General features: G+C 66.5%; 16 protein-coding genes and 1 tRNA gene. 8 read left to right on the top strand and 9 right to left on the bottom strand.

What is annotated here, in order from left to right; translation table 11 throughout:
* Positions 1 to 14: 14 nt before the first annotated feature.
* Together H582_RS27675 and H582_RS0114230 are read right to left on the bottom strand one after the other, a co-directional pair.
* Complete coding sequence (locus H582_RS27675) at positions 15 to 1,316, bottom strand: foldase protein PrsA (RefSeq protein ID WP_084137301.1); 1,302 nt, start codon at positions 1,314 to 1,316, stop codon at positions 15 to 17.
* A gap of 117 nt (positions 1,317 to 1,433) precedes the next feature.
* Positions 1,434 to 2,279 (bottom strand): alpha/beta hydrolase family protein, encoded by an 846-nt coding sequence (locus tag H582_RS0114230; protein ID WP_028599051.1) that lies wholly within the window; start codon positions 2,277 to 2,279, stop codon positions 1,434 to 1,436.
* 208 nt (positions 2,280 to 2,487) lie between these two features.
* On the opposite strand from H582_RS0114230, the gene H582_RS0114235 reads away from it, so the two are divergent.
* Together H582_RS0114235 and H582_RS0114240 are read left to right on the top strand one after the other, a co-directional pair.
* The gene (locus H582_RS0114235; RefSeq protein WP_028599052.1) at positions 2,488 to 3,405 is read left to right on the top strand and encodes a M15 family metallopeptidase; all 918 of its coding nucleotides are present in this window, start codon (positions 2,488 to 2,490) and stop codon (positions 3,403 to 3,405) included.
* 186 nt (positions 3,406 to 3,591) lie between these two features.
* Positions 3,592 to 4,500 carry an NAD(P)/FAD-dependent oxidoreductase gene (locus H582_RS0114240; RefSeq protein ID WP_028599053.1) on the top strand — a complete coding sequence of 303 codons (909 nt, stop codon included), beginning with the start codon at positions 3,592 to 3,594 and terminating at the stop codon, positions 4,498 to 4,500.
* Positions 4,501 to 4,712: 212 nt separating this feature from the next.
* Here H582_RS0114240 and H582_RS0114245 read toward each other — a convergent pair whose 3' ends face one another.
* Positions 4,713 to 5,582 (bottom strand): SDR family oxidoreductase, encoded by an 870-nt coding sequence (locus tag H582_RS0114245; protein WP_028599054.1) that lies wholly within the window; start codon positions 5,580 to 5,582, stop codon positions 4,713 to 4,715.
* A 109-nt stretch (positions 5,583 to 5,691) separates the two neighbouring features.
* Here H582_RS0114245 and H582_RS0114250 point away from each other — a divergent pair, with 109 nt between their 5' ends.
* On the top strand, positions 5,692 to 6,285 hold the full coding sequence (locus H582_RS0114250; RefSeq protein ID WP_028599055.1) for a GNAT family N-acetyltransferase: 594 nt from the start codon (positions 5,692 to 5,694) through the stop codon (positions 6,283 to 6,285).
* A 135-nt stretch (positions 6,286 to 6,420) separates the two neighbouring features.
* Here H582_RS0114250 and H582_RS0114255 read toward each other — a convergent pair whose 3' ends face one another.
* On the bottom strand, positions 6,421 to 7,305 hold the full coding sequence (locus H582_RS0114255) for an aldose epimerase family protein (RefSeq protein WP_028599056.1): 885 nt from the start codon (positions 7,303 to 7,305) through the stop codon (positions 6,421 to 6,423).
* Positions 7,306 to 7,443: 138 nt separating this feature from the next.
* On the opposite strand from H582_RS0114255, the gene H582_RS27680 reads away from it, so the two are divergent.
* On the top strand, positions 7,444 to 8,922 hold the full coding sequence (locus H582_RS27680; RefSeq protein WP_052333259.1) for an HD-GYP domain-containing protein: 1,479 nt from the start codon (positions 7,444 to 7,446) through the stop codon (positions 8,920 to 8,922).
* A 101-nt stretch (positions 8,923 to 9,023) separates the two neighbouring features.
* Here H582_RS27680 and H582_RS0114265 read toward each other — a convergent pair whose 3' ends face one another.
* Positions 9,024 to 9,242 carry a hypothetical protein gene (locus H582_RS0114265; RefSeq protein WP_028599057.1) on the bottom strand — a complete coding sequence of 73 codons (219 nt, stop codon included), beginning with the start codon at positions 9,240 to 9,242 and terminating at the stop codon, positions 9,024 to 9,026.
* A 267-nt stretch (positions 9,243 to 9,509) separates the two neighbouring features.
* Between H582_RS0114265 and H582_RS0114270 the strand changes: the two genes are divergently transcribed.
* Entirely contained in the window at positions 9,510 to 10,907 is a 1,398-nt protein-coding gene (locus H582_RS0114270) for an ATP-binding protein (RefSeq protein WP_028599058.1), read from the top strand.
* Between the two features lie 124 nt (positions 10,908 to 11,031).
* On the opposite strand, the gene H582_RS0114275 is transcribed toward H582_RS0114270, so the two are convergent.
* Positions 11,032 to 11,466: a universal stress protein gene (locus H582_RS0114275; protein WP_028599059.1), complete on the bottom strand. Its 435-nt coding sequence runs from the start codon at positions 11,464 to 11,466 to the stop codon at positions 11,032 to 11,034.
* 208 nt (positions 11,467 to 11,674) lie between these two features.
* Between H582_RS0114275 and H582_RS0114280 the strand changes: the two genes are divergently transcribed.
* A tRNA-Thr gene (locus H582_RS0114280) sits at positions 11,675 to 11,750 on the top strand.
* A gap of 95 nt (positions 11,751 to 11,845) precedes the next feature.
* Here the strand turns inward: H582_RS0114280 and H582_RS0114285 are convergent.
* From H582_RS0114285 to H582_RS0114300, 3 genes are all read right to left on the bottom strand, one after another.
* Positions 11,846 to 12,106: a hypothetical protein gene (locus H582_RS0114285; RefSeq protein ID WP_028599060.1), complete on the bottom strand. Its 261-nt coding sequence runs from the start codon at positions 12,104 to 12,106 to the stop codon at positions 11,846 to 11,848.
* A 433-nt stretch (positions 12,107 to 12,539) separates the two neighbouring features.
* On the bottom strand, positions 12,540 to 14,285 hold the full coding sequence (locus H582_RS0114295) for a vWA domain-containing protein (RefSeq protein WP_028599061.1): 1,746 nt from the start codon (positions 14,283 to 14,285) through the stop codon (positions 12,540 to 12,542).
* A 154-nt stretch (positions 14,286 to 14,439) separates the two neighbouring features.
* Complete coding sequence (locus tag H582_RS0114300; RefSeq protein ID WP_028599062.1) at positions 14,440 to 15,741, bottom strand: AAA family ATPase; 1,302 nt, start codon at positions 15,739 to 15,741, stop codon at positions 14,440 to 14,442.
* Between the two features lie 264 nt (positions 15,742 to 16,005).
* On the opposite strand from H582_RS0114300, the gene H582_RS0114305 reads away from it, so the two are divergent.
* Positions 16,006 to 16,509, top strand: a complete 504-nt coding sequence (locus tag H582_RS0114305; protein WP_028599063.1) for a metallophosphoesterase family protein — start codon at positions 16,006 to 16,008, stop codon at positions 16,507 to 16,509.
* A gap of 160 nt (positions 16,510 to 16,669) precedes the next feature.
* Positions 16,670 to 17,563 carry a hypothetical protein gene (locus tag H582_RS31980; protein ID WP_052333260.1) on the top strand — a complete coding sequence of 298 codons (894 nt, stop codon included), beginning with the start codon at positions 16,670 to 16,672 and terminating at the stop codon, positions 17,561 to 17,563.
* Positions 17,564 to 17,728: the final 165 nt, after the last annotated feature.

The raw sequence follows: 17,728 nt of genomic DNA on the forward strand, positions 1-17,728 counted from the left end.
AAGAGCTTTTCACTTTACTTCGAGTTGCTTGCGGCATTCTCCGCCGGAGCATTCTCCGCCGGAGCGTTTTCGCTCGATCCGTTCTTCTCCGCGCTGCCGTTCGTGTTCTGCGAAGGGTCGAGCGTGTTCGTGATCGTCGCCTTGGCGCGCAGATCGGTGATGAGCGTCTGGGACAGCGTGCTCAGCTGCTGGTTCTCCAGTGTCTTCCGGATCTCTTCTTTTTTGTCCTCGAGCGTCGGGGTCGTCGCTTCCTTGCGGTCCACCAGCTTGATGATGTGGTAGCCGTAATCGGACTTGATCGGAGCGCTGATCTCGCCGATCTTCATGCCGAAGGCCGCTTCCTCGAACTCCGGCACCATCGAGCCCTTGCCGAAGAAGCCGAGGTCGCCGCCGTTGGCCGCGCTGCCCGTATCGGTGGACTTCTCCTTGGCGATCGCCGCGAAGTCGCCGCCGTTCTTAAGCTGCTTCTCGATCGCATCCGCTTCTTCCTTGGTCGCGACGAGGATGTGGGACGCCTGCACCTGCTCCGGCGTAGCGAAGCTTTCCTTGTTCTCTTCATAGTTCTTCTTGATATCCTCGTCCGACACCTTCACCTGGTCGGCGAGCAGCTTGCGCATCTGCACCTGCATGAGCATCTGCTTCTTCAGGTCGTCCAGCGACATGCCGGACTGCGCCAGCGCGTTCTCGAATTCCGCCTCGGAGGTGAAGTTCTTCTTGATGTCCTCCAGCTCGGCGTTTTCTTCTTCTTCGGTAACCGCGACGCTTTTATTGTCGGCTTCCTGGTCGACGAGCTTCATCGTGACGAGCTGGTCGAGCGCGGACTTGCCGTAGGTCGGAGCGAGCATGTCGTACAGCTCGTCCTTCGTGATCTTCTCGCCGTTGACCGTCGCGACGGCCTCGCCGCCTCTATTCGAAAAGAGGCTGACAAGCGCGATGATCAGGCCGACCGCCAGCACGAGGGAAGCGATCATCCATCCGGTCGCCGCGCCAGAGCGCTTCGGGCCGCCGCCGTCTCCGTCGCCTTGGACGCCGTCGTTGTCGAGCGGCAGATCGGCTGCTCCCGCGACCGGCGTCACCGGCACCGAGCCGAACGCGCGCTCCGGATCGGCGGTGTGCACCTCCGCATCGTACTCGGCCTCGCGGAGGGCGTCCTCGGAGCGGCGCTCCGAGACTTCCTCTTCGGCTTGAATCGTCTCTTCGGCGCGCTCGCTGCCGGAATCGCCGGCGAAGTCCGCGCCTTCGCGCGTCGCCGTATCTTCCGGCGTCAGATGGTCGTTGCCGTTCGCGTCAAGCGGATCTTTCTTATGGTCTGCCATTCGAAAATTGACTCCCTTCTGTGTGTGGACGGGACTTGTCCCGGTTGTTCGCTCCTCGCATCATATCAAATCCGGGGAGCGCTTACCTTAACGGAACATGAAAAGCAGCTGCGCTTCTTACATCTTCTCCCGGAGAAAGCCGACCGTGGCTTCCAGCGCCGCATCGAGCTCCGGCGTCGCGCCGGCGAACGGATGCGACGCCCCGAACGTATGGCTCGCGCCTTCGAGCAGCAGCGAAGGCTGCTGCGGCGCGGCTTCCTTCAGCCGGCCGAACCCCTCGATCAGCCGCGAGCTGTCCGCGTCGCCCTGGATGAGGAGGACGGGGGCGCGCAGCGAGGCGAGGCGGGCGGGGATGTCGAAGCGATCCGCGTTCCGGTCGAGATCCTCGAAAAACCCCTTGCCGATCGGCATCTGCTGGCCGGTGCGGGCGTTCGGCACGAACGCCTGGCCGTCCCTGCGCGCCGCCGCCTCGAACTCCGCGTCGAACAGGTTCGCCCGGGCGATGCCGTTCCAGGTAACGGCCGCGCGCACGATCGGATGCTCGGAAGCGAAGATGATCGCGTTGCCGCCGCCGCGGCTGTGGCCGCAGATGCCGATCCGCTTGGCGTCGGCCTGCTCCGGATGCGGCAGCTCCCGACCGACGAGCGCGGCGACGATCCGCTCCAGATCGCTCTGCTCGCGGCTGTACGTATTGAGGGCGAATTTGTTCAGCTCGTCGAATTCCTCGCCGCCGCTTACGCCGTTGCGGGAGAAGTTGAAGGTGACGGCATAAAAGCCGGCCTCCGCGATCCGCTCGGCGGCATAGGGCAGGAAGCCCCAGTCCTTGAAGCCCTTGAAGCCGTGGGCGATCAGCACGACGGGCTTGCGCCCGCCGCTCGGAACGAAGCGGACTTCGCCGCGGATTGTGCCGCCGTCGCTCAGCCTGAGCTCGAAAGGGGCTTGGCGAGGCGCTTTGGTTTCCATGCGGGTCATGCTCCTTTCACTTCATAGCTTTTCCAAATCTAAGCATAAACTTCCGTGCCCGTCAGTTCAATCTCAAGTTGCCAAGTTCAGGGCGGTTGAAACCATTCTTCGCGTTTCGCCGTCTGTGTGGTATAACGGAAGCTGAACTTATCCGCTTGCAGCATATAGAAAAGGACGCCGAGCGTCCCTTCAAGGAGATGGAACCATCATGAACAGCAAACGCAATCGAATGCCTGCCGCGTCCGCCCTGCTGCTGGCGGCGGCGTTGACCTTGTCTGCCTGCTCCGGCGCCGCCGCGCCGGAACCCGATGCTTCGCCGGGCGCTTCGGCGACCGCGTCGCCGCCGGCGTCCGCGGGAGGAGGCGGGAGCTCCGCTTCCCCATCGCCGAGCTTGACGCCTTCGCCGTCGTCCTCGCCGACTGCAAAGCCATCGTCCTCGCCGTCCGCCAAGCCGAGCTCGAAGCCGTCCGCCAGTCCGGCGGGGGCGAAGGGCGGCTCCACGGGAGGCTTCTACGAAGCCATCGAGGTGACGGCAAACGCCTCTGCCGCCGCGGCGCTCGTCAACAAGCAGTTCCGGCTGCCGGAAGGGTACGCGCCGAAGGAGCTCGTCTATCCCGACATCCCGTTCACGTTCTCGGAGAAGATCGACAAGCGCAAGCTCCGCAAGGAAGCGGCGGAGGCGCTCGAGCAGCTCGTCGCCGGCGCGGCGAAGGACGGCATCAAGCTCGCCGGCGTGTCGGGCTACCGCTCCGAATCCCGGCAAAAAACGCTGTACGAGGGCTATGTGAAAAAGGACGGCGTCGCGGCGGCCGACAAGTACAGCGCGCGTCCGGGACATAGCGAGCATCAGACGGGACTGGCGATCGACATGTCCGGCATCGACGGAAAATGCGCGGCCGAAAGCTGCTTTGCCGGCACGCCGGAGGCCGAGTGGCTGGCCGAGCACGCGACCGACTACGGCTTCATCATTCGTTATCCGGAAGGCAAGGAAGACATTACGGGCTACAAGTACGAGCCTTGGCATATCCGCTACGTCGGCGTCGAGCTCGCCGCGAAGCTCGCCGAGAGCGGCGACACGCTGGAGGAGCATTACGGCGGAGCGGTTCCGGTCTCGGGCGGCAACTGACCGCAAATGAACATGGAGCCGCCCCCGGTCGATCCCATCGACCGGGGGCGGCTTTTTGGGATGCGGCCGACGCGTCCTGCGTGCCAAGGCGCGCCCGACTACGGGACGTTCGGCAGGGCTCCGCTTCTACACCTGTCCCGGCCCACATACGATACGAAAGGAGAGCAAGCGGGGGAGGTGGAGCGGATGGTCATCGATTGCGCCATCATCGGCGGCGGACCGGCGGGCTTGGCGGCGGCGCTCGTGCTGGGCAGGGCCCGCCGCTCGGCGCTCGTCGTCGATGACGCCCGTCCGCGCAATGCGGTCACGGCAGCGGGGCACGGCTATCCGACGAGGGACGGCGTTCCGCCCGGAGAGCTGCGGCGGCTGGCCCGGGAGGAGCTGGCGGCCTATCCGGGCATCCGGCTGCGCTCCGGCAAGGTCGCGGCGATCGAGAGCCGGGCGGGCAGGTTCCGGGTGCATCTGGAAGGGGGCGGCGGCTTCGAGGCGCGGACCGTGCTGCTGGCGGCCGGGCTCAAGGAGCAGCTGCCCGACATTCCGGGCCTGCGCGAGCTTTACGGGACATCGCTGTTCAACTGCCCGTACTGCGACGGATGGGAGCTGCGGGATGCGTCGCTGGTGGCGATTTCGACGGGCGGGAATCTTTTTCAACAGGCGAAGCAATTGCTCGTCTGGTCGCGCGATCTGCTCGTCTGCACGCACGGCCGCGGACAGCTCAGTCCGCAGCAGCAGCAGGCGCTGGAGGCGCGCGGGGCTCGCGTCGCCCGCGCGCCGATCGCCGCTCTCGAAGGGAGCGGCGGCAAGCTGCATGCCGTGCGCTTCGCGGACGGCAGCCGGATCGCGCGCAGCGGCGGCTTCGTCACGCCGGACGCGATGCTCGGCACGCCGCTCGGCGCGATGCTCGGCTGCGCGCATGACGCGCATGGCGTGCTGCTCGTCGACGGCTTCGGCCGCACGAGCGTGCCGGGCGTCTACGCCGCGGGCGATACCGCCGGCATGTCGCCGTCGCAGGTCGTCGGCGCCGCCGCGAGCGGCAACCGCGCGGCTTTCTCCATCGGCGGCGACTTGGCCGAAGCGGACTTCGGCCCGGCGTGACGGGCGCCGCTCGTCGCGCGGGTAGGAAGCGCCGCAGCAGCGGATGGCCCTCCATAGTGGCAAATTTGGCACTGGGAAACGCCGCAGCCGCGTGGCGGTTCTCCGTCGTGCCGATCTTGGCACTAGGAAGCGCCGCCGCCCGGCACTGGGGCCGCTCAATAAAAAAGGCTGTCTCGCCGAGAACGCTCGGGAGACAGCCTCTTTTCCTTTTTCTACCCGTTCAGCACCTGTCCGCCGTTGATGTGGATCATCTGGCCCGACACGTACGACGAGTCGCTGCTGGCCAGGTACACATAGGCCGGGGCGAGCTCATGCGGTTGGCCGGCGCGCTTCATCGGCGTGTCGCCGCCGAACTCGGACACATGCTGCTCGTCGAACGTCGACGGGATGAGCGGCGTCCAGATCGGTCCCGGCGCGACGCCGTTGACCCGGATGCCGCGCTCCACGAGATGGTTGGACAGCGCGCGCGTGAAGCTGACGATCGCGCCCTTGGTGGACGAGTAGTCGATCAGCTGCGGGTTGCCCTCGTAGGCGGTGACGGAGGCGGTGTTGACGATGGAGCTGCCCGGCTTCAGATGGGGGAGCGCCGCCTTGGTCAGATGGAACATCGAGAAGATGTTCGTGCGGAACGTCTTTTCCAGCTGCTCGGCCGTAATGTCCTCGAACTTCGGCTGCGGATGCTGCTCCGCCGCGTTGTTCACGAGCACGTCCAGGCCGCCGAGCGCCTCGACGGTCCTGCTCACCGCTTCCTTGGCGAACGCCTCGTCGCCGATATCGCCCGCCAGCAGCAGGCAGGAGCGGCCGGCCGCCTCGATTTCCTTTTTCGTCTGCTCCGCGTCCGCATCCTCGCTCAGGTAGACGATCGCGACGTCGGCGCCTTCCTTGGCGAAGGCGATCGCCGCCGCGCGCCCGATGCCGCTGTCGCCGCCGGTGATGAGCGCCTTTTTGCCTTCGAGCTTGCCGGACCCGCGATAATCGGGCGCCGCGTAGACGGGGAGCGGATTCATCTCCGACTCGATGCCGGGCTGCTTGTCCTGATGCTGCGGGGGGAACGTCTTCACGGTTTCGGTTGGGCTGGACATGGGATACCTCCTTGGGGGTATAGTGGGATAGGATAAATGTACCCCGATGCCGCCCGGATCAACCGAAAGATCGAGCTCCGGGCCGGCGGAAAGGCAAGGAGGAAACCGCATGAATACGCAAGCGATCGAAATGATCGAGCCGGAGGCGGCAGCAGGCTTCGCGGCCGAGATCGTGACGCCGGACACGGCCGCCGAGGCGTCGGAGCTGCTCGTCGGCATCGCGCGCTGGCTGCGCGGCAACGGATCCAGGCAATGGTCCGGACTGCTGGATGGAGAGGACAGCCACGGCCTGGACGAGGCCGTCCGCCGCGGAGAAGCCATCCTTTTCCGCGACGGGATGGACGGTCCCGGAAGGGAGAAGGGCCGGCCCGCCGGCCTCGTGCTGCTGCTGCGGCAGCCGGGCGCTTGGGACCGCGAGCTGTGGGGCGAGCAGGGGCATGAGCCTTATGTCTACCTGCACCGGCTGGCGGTCGCGAGAGCTTATGCCGGCAGCGGGCTTGGACGGGCGATCCTGCGCTGGGCGCGGGAACAGGCGGTCCATCCCGGCAAAAAGGCGATCCGCCTCGACTGCATCGCCGGCAATCCGAAGCTGGAGGCGCTGTACGCGTCCGCCGGCTACTCGCGGCTCGGGACGAGCCCGAACGGCTTCTGCCTGTTCGAGCAGGCGCTGCCCGAGGCGCAGGAGCGGCGGCCGAGCCGGTAATCCGCTCCGCTTGAAGGCCATCGCAGCGTCAAGGAGCAGCATGATGAAAAGCGCAGCCGCTGTCGGCCGGCTCGAAAAAGCAGAAAAGCCTCCTTTTCCCCCTGATCAAGAGGAAAAAGAAGGCCGGGCGCGTCGTCAGCCCTGCCCCGGAGCATGCGAAGCGCGCAGCGTCAGCACCGCCTCGATCTCGCCGCCGGGAGGCACCTGCACGAGCTCCTCGCGGCGATCGAGCTCGCCGGACAGCGCCATCCACGGCTCGACGCAGACGAACGGCTTGCCCGGCACGCTCCACAACACGACGTACTTGAACGCCTCGCTGTAGGCGAGCGTCACGGTGATGCCGCTGTCGAGCGGGAAGGAGATCTCCGGCCGCCTAGCGTCGAGCAGCGCGGCCGATTCCTGCATCAGACCGAGGTCGAGGCGGCCTTCGTACGGCTTGACCTGGCCGTCGTTGTAGTCGAGGTAGCGGGTCGCGTCGGTCGCGAACGGGATGTCCTTGGCCGAGGTGGCGAAGTACGGGTGGAAGCCCGGATACATCGGCATGGCGCGGTCCGAAAGGTTCCGGTACTGCTGGCGGATCGTCAGCTCGCCGTCCTTGAGCGCATAGGCGAACCGCAGCTCGAAGTCGAACGGGAACGCCGCGCGCGTCCGCTCGCTGCTGCGCAGCACCAGCGTCGCGGAGGCGGCGCCGTCCTCGGACGTCTCCGCGACCTGCCACGCCTCGGTCCGCGCGACGCCATGCTGCTTCATCGCATAGGGCTTCCCTTCCCACTCGTATTCGCCGCCGGCGACCGGGCCGCTGATCGGGAACAGCACCGGGTTGCCTCCCCGGATGTTGGCGGACGGATCGAGGAAGGTGGCTTCGTCCAAATAGAACAGCTCGTAGCCGTTCAGCCGGCATTCCAGGGCAATGCCCCCGCGCTCGGGACAGAGCAGCACCCGCGAGCGGGTGGAAGCCTCCGACAGCTCGACCATTTCATAGGCTTCTTTATACATTCTCGCTTGATGACGGGATGACACTCGAGTTCAGCTCCTTGTTTCGATGACTTGAAAAGTTTCCAGATTGCGGTATGCTAGCGGTAATGGCGGTTTTGCCTAAAACCTAACGGATCGCTACTCCAATCAGCCCGAAAGGGCTCGCGAGGTGAACCCCGACGTATGCGCCGTCCTGCCGTCCGGATGATGTCGGTCGCCCTCGTTTCCTTCCTGCTGCCTCTCGGGATGTTCCTTGCCCTTCGGGAGAGCGGAGGATTCGACCCGCGCCTGCATGCTCCCATTATTCATTTCTATATTGTCAGCGGCGTCTCCTTCTTGGCGCTGCTGCTTGCCGCTGCCCTCGGCTATGCCGGGATGCGGCTGCGGAATTTCGGCATCGCGTTCCTGTCGCTCGCCTACGTTTCGATGACGGGGCTGCTCATGCTGCACGGGCTGGCGACGCCGGGGTTCCTGATGGACCACAACAGCGTTCAAGGCGTGTCCAGCCAGCTCGGCATCCTGGCCGCCGCAGGCTGGATCTGGCTGTCGTCGCTGCCCGCCGCCAGACGGATGGTGCTGCGGCTGGGCAACGCTTCCCGCTGGCTCGCGCCGGCGTATACGCTGCTGCTGCTCGCTTTTCTCGTCTTCTCGCTCCAGGGCCCGCATACGATGCACGACTGGGCGCTCGACCTGCAAGGCTCTCGGCCCGCGCTGACCGGACTGGTGCTGGCGCTGCTCGCCCACGCCGCCTGGAGCTACGCCCGGAACTACCGCAGCGCCCGCATGCCGCTGCAGCTCGGCATCCTGTACGGCTGCGGCTTGCTCGCTGCCGGGCAAGTCGTCATGGTGTCGGGAGAGCCTTGGCGGCTCAGCTGGTGGCTCTACCATGTGCTGCTGCTGCTCTCGCTCGTCTCGGTCGCCTGGGGGCTCGGCCGGCAGCTGGCTGGCAGCCGCGGCTCGCTGAGCGCCGCGCTGCGAGCGCTGTACCGATCGACGCCGCAGGAGTGGCTGCAGAAGTGCATCTCTCCGAGCGTCGAGGACCTGATCGAGGCGACGGAGCAAAAGGACGGCTATACGGCCGGACACAACTACCGCGTCGCGCTGTATGCGCTCAAGCTCGCGGAAAAGCTGGACCTGGCCCCCGAGCAGCTGCTGGCGATCGGTCAAGGAGCGATCGTGCACGACGTCGGCAAGCTGTACGTGCCGGAAGCGATCCTAAACAAGCCGGCCGCGCTCTCTCCGGAGGAGCGGCAGGTCGTCGAGCTGCATCCGGTGCGGGGCTACGAGCTCTGCCGCAACCTCGGCTTCATGCGGCAGGAGCTGGCCGTTGTCCGCTCTCATCACGAGCGCTGGGACGGCACCGGGTATCCCGACCGGCTGGAGGCCGAGCAGATTCCGCTGACGGCGCGCATCGCGGCGGTCGCCGACGTGTACGACGCGCTCACCTCGCAGCGGGCGTACCGGCGGGCGATGACGCCGGAGCAGGCGCTGGCGTTCATCGGCGCCGAGTCCGGACGCCACTTCGATCCGGCCTGCGTCGCCGCATGGCTGGAGCTGGCAGAGGAGGAGCCGGAGTTTTTCGCCCGCATGACGGAGGAGGAGCAGCGGCCCCTGCTCGGCCGCAGCCGCTCGGTTCCGGGCTCCGTTCCTCCCCTCGCCTGAATGGGTAGAGACGCGCCCTTGACCTTCTCTACAAAAAAAGCTGCGCTCCGACGACGGAGCGCAGCTTTTTCGGTTGGGGACGGATGGGCGGAGGCGCCGGCTCAGCCGACCTCCAGGTACAGCTTCGTTCCGTCATTGTATTGGAAAATCGCCACGTCGCGGCTCATCTCGACGGAGGCGATCCGCTTCCAGCGCTTGCGGAAATCGAAATTGAGCTCGTATTCCTTGAGCTTGTCGGGCAGCAGCCGAACCGCTTCTTCTTGTCCCGGGGGGTAGAAGACGGGAACGGATCGGTTCTTGTAGGTGATGGACTTCATCATATCGGCGATGCACCCCCTTGGGGAAATAGTTCTTCTTTTCTCTTATTCTACATTAAACGGATTAAAAGAATATGAAAGATTCGGGACATTTTTCTACTTGCAGCCGTTCGGTATGAGTCTTCTTGCCTATTTCTTCGACAAATTACGCGGAAAATTGAGGTCTATCGATAGAAAAAAGCCGGATTCGGCGGCGAGCGGACGATCGGAGTGTTGCAATGCCGGCCAATCCTGTAAAATAGCGGTATTACGGTTGCCCAGGAGGCCAAGGTGGCGTTTCTCAAAGTATTCTTCACGAATATCAGCCTGCTCGTCACAATCGCCTATCTGTTCAATCTCGGGTACAAGCTGTTCTTCCATCGCATCCGTCCGGCCGCGCAGCAGGCGGCCGCGGCGCTCGTCTTCGTCGCATCCGGCATCCTGACGATGCTGTTCGGGCTGCAGCTGAGCGACGAGGTGCGGTTCGACCTGAGGCAGGTTCCGCTGCTTCTGGCCGTGCTTGCGTTCCGCTCGCCTTGGGCGGTCGGGCTGATCGGCGCCGGCATCGGCGCGGGCCGGCTGCTGTTCGGCATCGCTCCCGCCGCCTGGGCCGGCGTCGGCAACATGCTCATCCTCGGCATCGCGGGCGCGCTGGCCAACGTCTGGTTCCGCAAGCGGCGCCTTTCCTACCCGGTCCGGGCGACGATCACGATTCTAGGCATCAATCTGCTGAACGGCATCAACATTTCATTGTTTGGCGTCATTCCGTTCGAGGTCTACTGGAGCCGCTTCTTCCCGCTGACGTTCCCGCTTTCCGTCCTGCTGAGCGGATTTTTCGTCTATATGATCCGCGATTTCAGCAAGGAGCAGGAGCGGATGAAGGAGCTCGGCGTCAAGAACGACACGCTCCGCCTGCAGACCGAGGAGCTGCAAGCGGCCAAGCACGAGCTCGAGGAGCAGGCGGTCCAGCTCAAGCTCGCGTCCAAGTACAAGTCGGAGTTTTTGGCCAATATGTCGCATGAGCTCAAGACGCCGCTCAACAGCATCCTGCTGCTGTCGGAGCTGATCGGCGACAACGAGGACGAGCGGCGGACCGTGGAAGAGCGGAGGCATGGCGCGATGATCCATGCGGCCGGCCGCGAGCTGCTGCAGCAGATCGAGGATATCCTCGATCTGTCCCGGGTGGAGGCCGGCAAGCTGTCGATCCAGATCGAGCCGCTGTCGACGCTGGAGCTGATGCAGTCGCTGCAGCTGCAGTTCGAGCCGCAGGCGCGGCGCAAGGGGCTCCGCTTCGACGTCGAGGTCGACCCGGAGGCTCCGGAGCTGCTGCTGACCGATCCGCTCCGGATCCGCCAGATTCTGCGCAATCTGCTGGCCAACGCGATCAAGTTCACCGATGCGGGCGGAGTCGCCTTGGCGGTGCGCGCGGAGCCGGCGGCCGATCGGACGCCTTGGCTGCGGTTCGACGTCGTGGACAGCGGCATCGGCATCGAGCCGGACAAGCATGAGCTGATCTTCGAGGCGTTCCGCCAGGCGGACGGCGCCGTCACCCGCACTTATGGCGGAACCGGGCTGGGGCTGTCCATCAGCCTGCAGCTGGCGGAGCTGCTCGGAGGCCGGCTGGAGCTGGAAAGCCGCGCAGGCGGAGGGAGCCGCTTCTCGCTCGTGCTCCCGGCCCGCATGAACTAGCTTCCGATTGGCCGCGCCGAACGCTGCGATCCGCCTCGTCCTCCGTGGACGCAGGCGCGGCAAGAGGCCGCCTCCGAGAGACGGAGGCGGCCTGTTCGCCTGTTGCGTTTTATTTGAGGCGGGTTTATTTCACGACCAGCACCGGCACTGGGGCATGCTGCGTCACATAATGGCTGACGCTTCCGGTGAACAGCTCCTTGAAGCCGCCTTTGCCGTGGCTGCCGACGACGATCAGGTCCGCGCCGCGCTCCTTCGCGAGTCCGACGACCCGTTTGCCGGGATCGCCGTCGGTAATCATCACTTCAATCGGCATGTCGGTCGCGGAGGCGATGATCGTCCGCGCCTCGGCCGCGACGGTCTCGGCTTCGAGCCGCATCGATTCCGCGCCTGCCGGCGGCGACGCGGCTACCGCCTCGCCGATGATGACCGGCGCCGCATTGAAAGCATGGACGACCTCGAGCATCGCCTTGAAGGTGGAGGCCAGCTCGATCGCCGAGCGCAGCGCTCGCACCGATTGCTCCGAACCGTCGTAACCAACCAAGATTTTGGAATAGGGCATTGCCATACGCCTCCGATCAGATAGTCTTTCTTTTTCTTTTTACCCCAACAGGATGGCCATCAATCTCGGACAAAAAACCGTCACATTTACAGGGGCGGCAAACATTCGACAAGCGCTTGACATTATTCGCGTGATTCGGTATTCTATAAAAGTCGCCGCTGACGAAATGGATTGGACAAGCGCGAGGCGGACGACATGAAAATGGCTTGCTGATGTAGCTCAGCTGGTAGAGCAACGCATTCGTAATGCGTAGGTCGGGGGTTCGAATCCCTTCATCAGCACCATTCACTTTACATGCAAGGATTCATTCCCTTCGCAAAAACGTTGCTTTCGGCCTGTACCGGGAGCGGCGTTTTTTTATTTTGTCTGGAAACGAGCCTCAGCTCTTCGGCGCGGTCGCCCGCTCCAGCCGCTCAAGATAGCCGAGCGCGTGCTCGCGGCTGTCTCCGCACATCTCCGGCTCGGGCAGCAGCTCCGAGCAGACGGCGGGCCGCTCCGGCCGGCCGAAGAGGGCGCAGCGCAGATCAGGCAGCAGCTGCGGACAGGGCATGCCGGCCGGCTTGCCCTGCGGCAGGCCGGGAATCGGCGAGGAGATGGAGGCGGCGATGCAGCATGCGGCGCATCCGTTTCGGCATTGCATAGCGGGTTCCTCCTTGGCATAGAGTAGTTCAAGGCTAGCTCTCTTCCGGAACGCCGGCTGAAGGCCGCGTTTTTGGAAGCGCTTAATCGGGTATTGACGCTAAACCGGTCGAGCAAGTTGCTGCTGCCAGGTCTGATCGGGCGCGTTCCCGGCCATACTGACAGCAGGAAGCCATGAACCGAAGGAGAGATGCGCCATGATACGGAGAGAAGGACAGCTGTGGATCGGCCTGCTCAACGGCTTGGCGCTGGCGCTGCCTTTTTGGGCCGCTTGCGTCGCCTGGCTGGTCGTGCATTTCGGCTGAGAGCGGAGGCTTTTCCGAATCGCTGCCGAGGGGCGGCGCCAGCCCATCCTGCACGACCTCTGTTTCCCGAATTGTTCAGGAGCGCGTACCGTCCCGGCCGGGACGCGCTCCTTTTTGCTGCGCCTGCCGCTAGCGGCGGCGCGCGGCAGCCTCGGGCGCGCGCCGCTCGGGAGCGAATACGTCCAGCAGCAGGCCCGCTGCCGCAGGATCGGCGCCTTCCCAGGCGGCGGCGAAGCGGATCCGGTGAGAGACGCCGGCGATGTCGTACGGCCGGGCCAGATGCTGGCGCGGCGAGCCGAGGATCAGCGTATGGAGGCGGACGCCTCTGCGCTGGGCCAGCGTCGCCAGCCGCTCGCGGTACGGGGGCGTCACCTCGCCGACGCCGTCGGTGAGCAGGACGAAGTCGGCGGCGGCGAAGCCGCGCGCGCCTTGCACGAGCTCGATGCCGCGCGCGATCGGCGCGTCGAAGTTCGTGCCGCCGCCGTAGGCGAGCCGCGAGAGCTCGTAGAATTTATCCCAGTCGGGGCGCTGATGATGCAGGCGATGCTCCAGCACCTCGCCCTTGGCGCCGAACAGCAGCAGCGTGAAATCGCGCCGCTCGCCGAGCGTGAAGGCGGCGAACGCCGCCGTGAACGCCTGCGCGAGCCGGAGCTTGGCCCCGCGCATCGAGTGGGAGGTGTCGACCATGCAGATGACCGGTCCGCGCTGCGGCTCCTCCTCGCGTCCCTCGGGCGCGTAGGTGAGCAGCTTGCGGTCGAGCCAGCGCATGAGGAAGTACGGCTCGTAGTCGGGGTCGGCGAGCAGGCTCGCTTCGGACGGCAGCATGCGGGCGATGTCGCCCGACAGCTCGAGGCCGCCGCGCGCCTCGGGAGCGCGGCGGGACGCGGCCTGCTTGCGCGCGGCCTTGAACGCATGCAGCTGGCGTCCGACCTCCTCGAGGAAGGCGAGCAGCTCCTTGTGGCCGCGCAGCCGCTCGACCCACAGGGCGTACTGCTCGTACGTCTGGCGGCGGAGCCGGCCGAGCTCGCTGCCCCAGCGCCGGTTCGCCAGCCGCTGGCTCGCCTGCAGCAGCGCGTGGATGCCGCCGCTGTCCGCCTCCTCGCGGCTCAGCGAGCCGCGCAGCGAATCGGCCAGCCAGCCGCCGAGCTCGTCCTCGAGCCGCTGCATCGCCGCCGCCTCCCGGGCGGTGACGCGCGCGAGCCGCCGCTCCTGCTGGCCGAGCTCCTGCTCGGCCTTGGCGAGCTTGGCGCGATGCTTGTCGCGGCGCACGAAGTCGGTGCGCATCGCCTCGCGCAGCTCCTCGACGCGGCGGCGCAGCGCGGCCAGCTCCTCGAGGTCGAGCGGCCGCGCGTCCAACGCGCGCTGCTTGTCCTCGGCGGCGCTTTTGCCCTGCTGCAGCCGGTAGCCGACGAGCTGCAGCTGCTGCAGCTGCTTGTCCGTCAGCCGCTCGCGCAGCTCTCCGGACGCCTCCTCGCCCCCGGAGCCCTTTTCCTGCGGGCCGGCGCCGGCGATCGGCCGTTTTTCGCGCTCGCGCTTGCGGGCTTCCTCCTCATACGATTCCGTCAGCCACATGAGCGCCTTGAGCGCGGTCTTGAACGAAGCGTTGACCTCGTGCACGGTGCGCGGATGGATCTCGCGGTAGTAGTGCTGGCGGCGCAGGGCGGCCAGCATCCAGCGATGGAACGGATCGCCGCCGGCCGGATGCTCGAAGGCGGGATCGGGCAGGTAGAAGCTCATGAAGAAGTCGGCGAACAGCTCCAGGTCGAACCACGGCACCTGCCGCTCGGCTTCCCGCATCCACTCGCGCGCGGTGCGGGAGGAGCGGACGAAGCCGTCGAACTGGTAGCGGTCGACGCGCGCGCAGCGGATGAGCATGCGGATTCCTCCTTGTCGGTCGGACGGGTGGTCGGGCAGGCGGCAAGCGGACCGGCGTTCGGTCGCGCACGCGGACGGTCGGTACACGGGCGGTCGGTACACGAGCGGCCGGGCGGTCGGGCCGGCATGGCGCGCTGCAGCGCGGGCCCACGCGCTACAGCGTATAGTCGTAGGCGATGCCCGGGATGTCCTTGTCGAACAGGCTGCGGTAAAGGCCCTGCACCTGCTGCAGCAGCTTCTCGCCCTGGATGCGCAGCCGCGTGAAGCGGACGGCGTATTCGTCCGCATGGAGGACGAACACCGACTGCGCGGCGATCCATTCGGGGAGCTGCTTCTCCCGCTCCTGCCAAGCGGTCAGCCGGCCCTGCAGCGAGCGGGCGGCGTCCTCGAGCTCGGCGCGGGCTTCGTCCAGCTGGCCCTTGAGCCGCTCCGACTGGCCCGCGCCGAGCGAGCCGCCGACCTCCTTGCGGAACTGGAAGCCGCTCAGCTCGTCCTCCTTGTCCAGCCAGCGGCGCAGCGTCTCGCGGTAGGACGGGAGCGGCAGCTCCTTTTCCAGCTCCTTGGCGAGCAGCTCCTGCCAGGCTTCCGCGAACAGGCCGCGCAGCTCCTCCAGGTCCTCGGGAAAGTCCCACAGCAGATGCGGCGTCAGCACCGTATCCCAAACGCTGACCTCGTCGCGGCCGTGGATCGCCGCGCTGATCTGCCAGGTGCGGCCGATGCGGCGCCAGCGGCGGTCGGAGAGCACGTATTCCTTTTCCTCGAGCAGCGTCTTGAGCCGGAACAGCAGGACGAGCACCGGCTCCGGCAGGCGCGCCTCGCGGGCGCGCTCCTGCACCTGCTTCAGCACGGCGGGATCGAGCAGCGCCGGCGGGGGGCTGTCGGGAGCCTGGAACATGCGCTCGAAGCTCGCGATCTGCTGCAGGTAGCGCGTCTCGTAGCGGAACAGGAAGCGGTCGTACAGCGCGGCCAGCCCTTCCTGCTCCTCGGGCAGCTCGTTGGAGGCGGCGATCAGCGTCAGCAGCGGCACCGGCTGCGCCTCCGCGCCGTTGTGGAAGCGGCGCTCGTTGAGCAGCGTGAGCAGGGAGTTCAGGATGGCGCTGCTCGCCTTGAAGATCTCGTCGAGGAAGGCGACCTCCGCGTCCGGCAGGTATCCCCGCGTCTGGCGGATGTAGCGGTCCTGCTTGAGCTGCTGGAGCGACACGGGGCCGAACAGCTCGTCCGGCGAGGTGAAGCGGGTCAGCAGGTAGTCGAAGCTGCGGCTCGTGCCGAGCAGCGCGGCGGCGGCGCGGGCGAGCTGCGATTTGGCGGAGCCGGGAGGCCCGACGAGCAGCAGGCTTTCGCCGCTCATCATGGCCAGCAGCAGGACGCGGATCAGCTCCTCGCGTTCCTGGAAGCGGTTCTCCAGATGGTGCATCGCTTCGCGCAGCTTGTTGGTCAAGGCGATCGTTGAGGTCATGGCGGCGGAAGGCCTCCTTCACGGCGATGTTTCCGCGCATATGCGGTGCTTCCATTGTACCAAACCGCCGGGCTCCGCACGAATGGGCCGGGGGAAGGGGAGCGGCGCCGCCGCGAAGCGCTTGATCCGCGCGCTGCCGTCGCCGCCCGGTCCGCACAATGGGCGCGGCGCCGCAGCTGCCGGTTCATGGACGATCGCCGATGTGATAAGCTGGAGGAAGCAACGATTACGCCGGCCTGGAGCCGGCACGGAGGGGGAAGCCGCATGAGAATCGGACTCGTGTCCGACACGCATCTGAGCGGGGCGGCGGCAAAGCTGCCGGATGAGCTCGTGCGGGGCCTGCAGGGAGTCGAGCTGATCCTGCACGCGGGAGACTGGACGCATGAGCGGGCGGTCTTGCTGCTGGAGCGGATTGCGCCGGTGGACGGCGTCGCCGGCAACAACGACGGACCGGAGCTGGCGCGGCGCTTCGGCCGCAAGCGGCTGCTGGAGCTGGGCGGCTGCCGGATCGGCATCGTGCACGGCGACATCGGCTGGGGGCGCTGGACGGAGCAAAAGGCGCTTTCCAGCTTCGAGGAGGAGCGGCCCGACCTGATTCTTTTCGGCCACTCGCATACGCCGTACCGCAAGCAGCACGGCCCGTCGCTGCTGTTCAATCCGGGCTCGCCGCTGCAGAAGCGCCGCCAGCCGCGCTATTCGTTCGGCCTGCTCGACATCGAGGGCGGACGGCTGCGCGCGGAGCATGTGTATTACGACGATCGGAGCTGAGCGGAGAGGCCGACGGGCGTAAAGCAGGCGAGGAGTCGAGCGGAATATCGGAGGAGAGGGAGCTGGGGAGAGGCGGGCGGGCAGGCACATGCCCGCCCGCCGCGTCATATCCTAGGGAAAGACGCCGGGCATGCAGACCCGCCTCATGGGAGGATTTCCAATGATCATTCCGAATTTTCCGAACGACCTGCTCGAGGAGCATCTGCGCTGGCACCATGCCAACCATGTCAGCGACAACGACAATCCCCCGATCGGCTGGGGCGACCGCTTCCTGAACTTCCACCGCCAGTACATCCGCAAGGTGCTGAGCTGGTATCAATCCCAGGGCTACGACATGAGCCTCGTCCAGCCTTGGACGTCCGTGCCGCAAGGCATCCGCATGAGCCGTTGCTACGACCAGAACGCGGAACGCAGAATTCTGCAGCAGCCGCAATCGTTCGCGACGGCCGACGATCTGGGCCGCTTCATCGAGCGGCTCCATGCCTGCATGCACGACGCCGGCTCCGACGTGCTGAACGAGCCGCTGCTGCAGGATCTCGACACCGCTCCCCGCTCGACGTATTTCTACAACATCCATGGCATGATCGACAACTGGTACTCCAATTGGGAAAGGCTCCAGGGCGGCGGCCAGACGCAGCCGCCCTGGGGCGGGGGCGGGGGAGCGCCGTTTCCGGGAGGCGCCCCCGGTGGCTTTCCGGGCGGATTTCCCGGAGGCTTTCCCGGCATCGGCCCGTTCGGCGGCCGGCCTGGGCTGTCCGGCTTCGGCGGTCCTGTGCCGGGGCAGGGAGCGGCGTTCCCGCTCCCTGCCGGCGCCGGCGGAGCGGCCGCTGCGGCCGCCGGCCCGAGCGGCAGCGTGAACGCCGTGCCGGAGAAGCCGGCCGGCGGCCGCTCGCGCAAGGCGGCGGCGGGCGGCGCGCGCAAGGCCGCGAAGGGCGGCGCTCGGCGGCCGGCGCGGGGCTCCGCCCGCAAGGCGGCGCCGGGCTCGGCGCGCAAATCCGCGCGCGCCGGGCGCTCCGGCGCGCTGAAGCCGAAGCGCCGCGGCCGCCGGCGTTGAGGGAGAGGTGCCGGCGGCGGCCGTCGCTGCGCGCGGTGCTGCGGCCGCCGCGCCGCGTGCAGCGGGCTGGCGTGCCGCGCCGGTTCGGCGCCAATGCGGCAGAAGCCAAACGGAAGGAAGGCGAGCTTGCTCGTCTTTCGTTCCGTTTGGCTTCTTTATGTTGCG

It is taken from the genome of Paenibacillus pasadenensis DSM 19293 (genome assembly GCF_000422485.1).
Lineage (GTDB): Bacteria > Bacillota > Bacilli > Paenibacillales > Paenibacillaceae > Paenibacillus_O > Paenibacillus_O pasadenensis.

Coding starts and splice junctions, on each gene's coding strand:
- H582_RS0114300 (WP_028599062.1), bottom strand. CDS start 15,741: ATGACCTCAACGATCGCCTTGACCAACAAGCTGCGCGAAGCGATGCAC.
- H582_RS0114250 (WP_028599055.1), top strand. CDS start 5,692: ATGAATACGCAAGCGATCGAAATGATCGAGCCGGAGGCGGCAGCAGGC.
- H582_RS0114235 (WP_028599052.1), top strand. CDS start 2,488: ATGAACAGCAAACGCAATCGAATGCCTGCCGCGTCCGCCCTGCTGCTG.
- H582_RS0114265 (WP_028599057.1), bottom strand. CDS start 9,242: ATGATGAAGTCCATCACCTACAAGAACCGATCCGTTCCCGTCTTCTAC.
- H582_RS0114240 (WP_028599053.1), top strand. CDS start 3,592: ATGGTCATCGATTGCGCCATCATCGGCGGCGGACCGGCGGGCTTGGCG.
- H582_RS0114295 (WP_028599061.1), bottom strand. CDS start 14,285: ATGCTCATCCGCTGCGCGCGCGTCGACCGCTACCAGTTCGACGGCTTC.
- H582_RS27675 (WP_084137301.1), bottom strand. CDS start 1,316: ATGGCAGACCATAAGAAAGATCCGCTTGACGCGAACGGCAACGACCAT.
- H582_RS31980 (WP_052333260.1), top strand. CDS start 16,670: ATGATCATTCCGAATTTTCCGAACGACCTGCTCGAGGAGCATCTGCGC.
- H582_RS0114305 (WP_028599063.1), top strand. CDS start 16,006: ATGAGAATCGGACTCGTGTCCGACACGCATCTGAGCGGGGCGGCGGCA.
- H582_RS27680 (WP_052333259.1), top strand. CDS start 7,444: ATGCGCCGTCCTGCCGTCCGGATGATGTCGGTCGCCCTCGTTTCCTTC.
- H582_RS0114275 (WP_028599059.1), bottom strand. CDS start 11,466: ATGCCCTATTCCAAAATCTTGGTTGGTTACGACGGTTCGGAGCAATCG.
- H582_RS0114230 (WP_028599051.1), bottom strand. CDS start 2,279: ATGGAAACCAAAGCGCCTCGCCAAGCCCCTTTCGAGCTCAGGCTGAGC.
- H582_RS0114285 (WP_028599060.1), bottom strand. CDS start 12,106: ATGCAATGCCGAAACGGATGCGCCGCATGCTGCATCGCCGCCTCCATC.
- H582_RS0114245 (WP_028599054.1), bottom strand. CDS start 5,582: ATGTCCAGCCCAACCGAAACCGTGAAGACGTTCCCCCCGCAGCATCAG.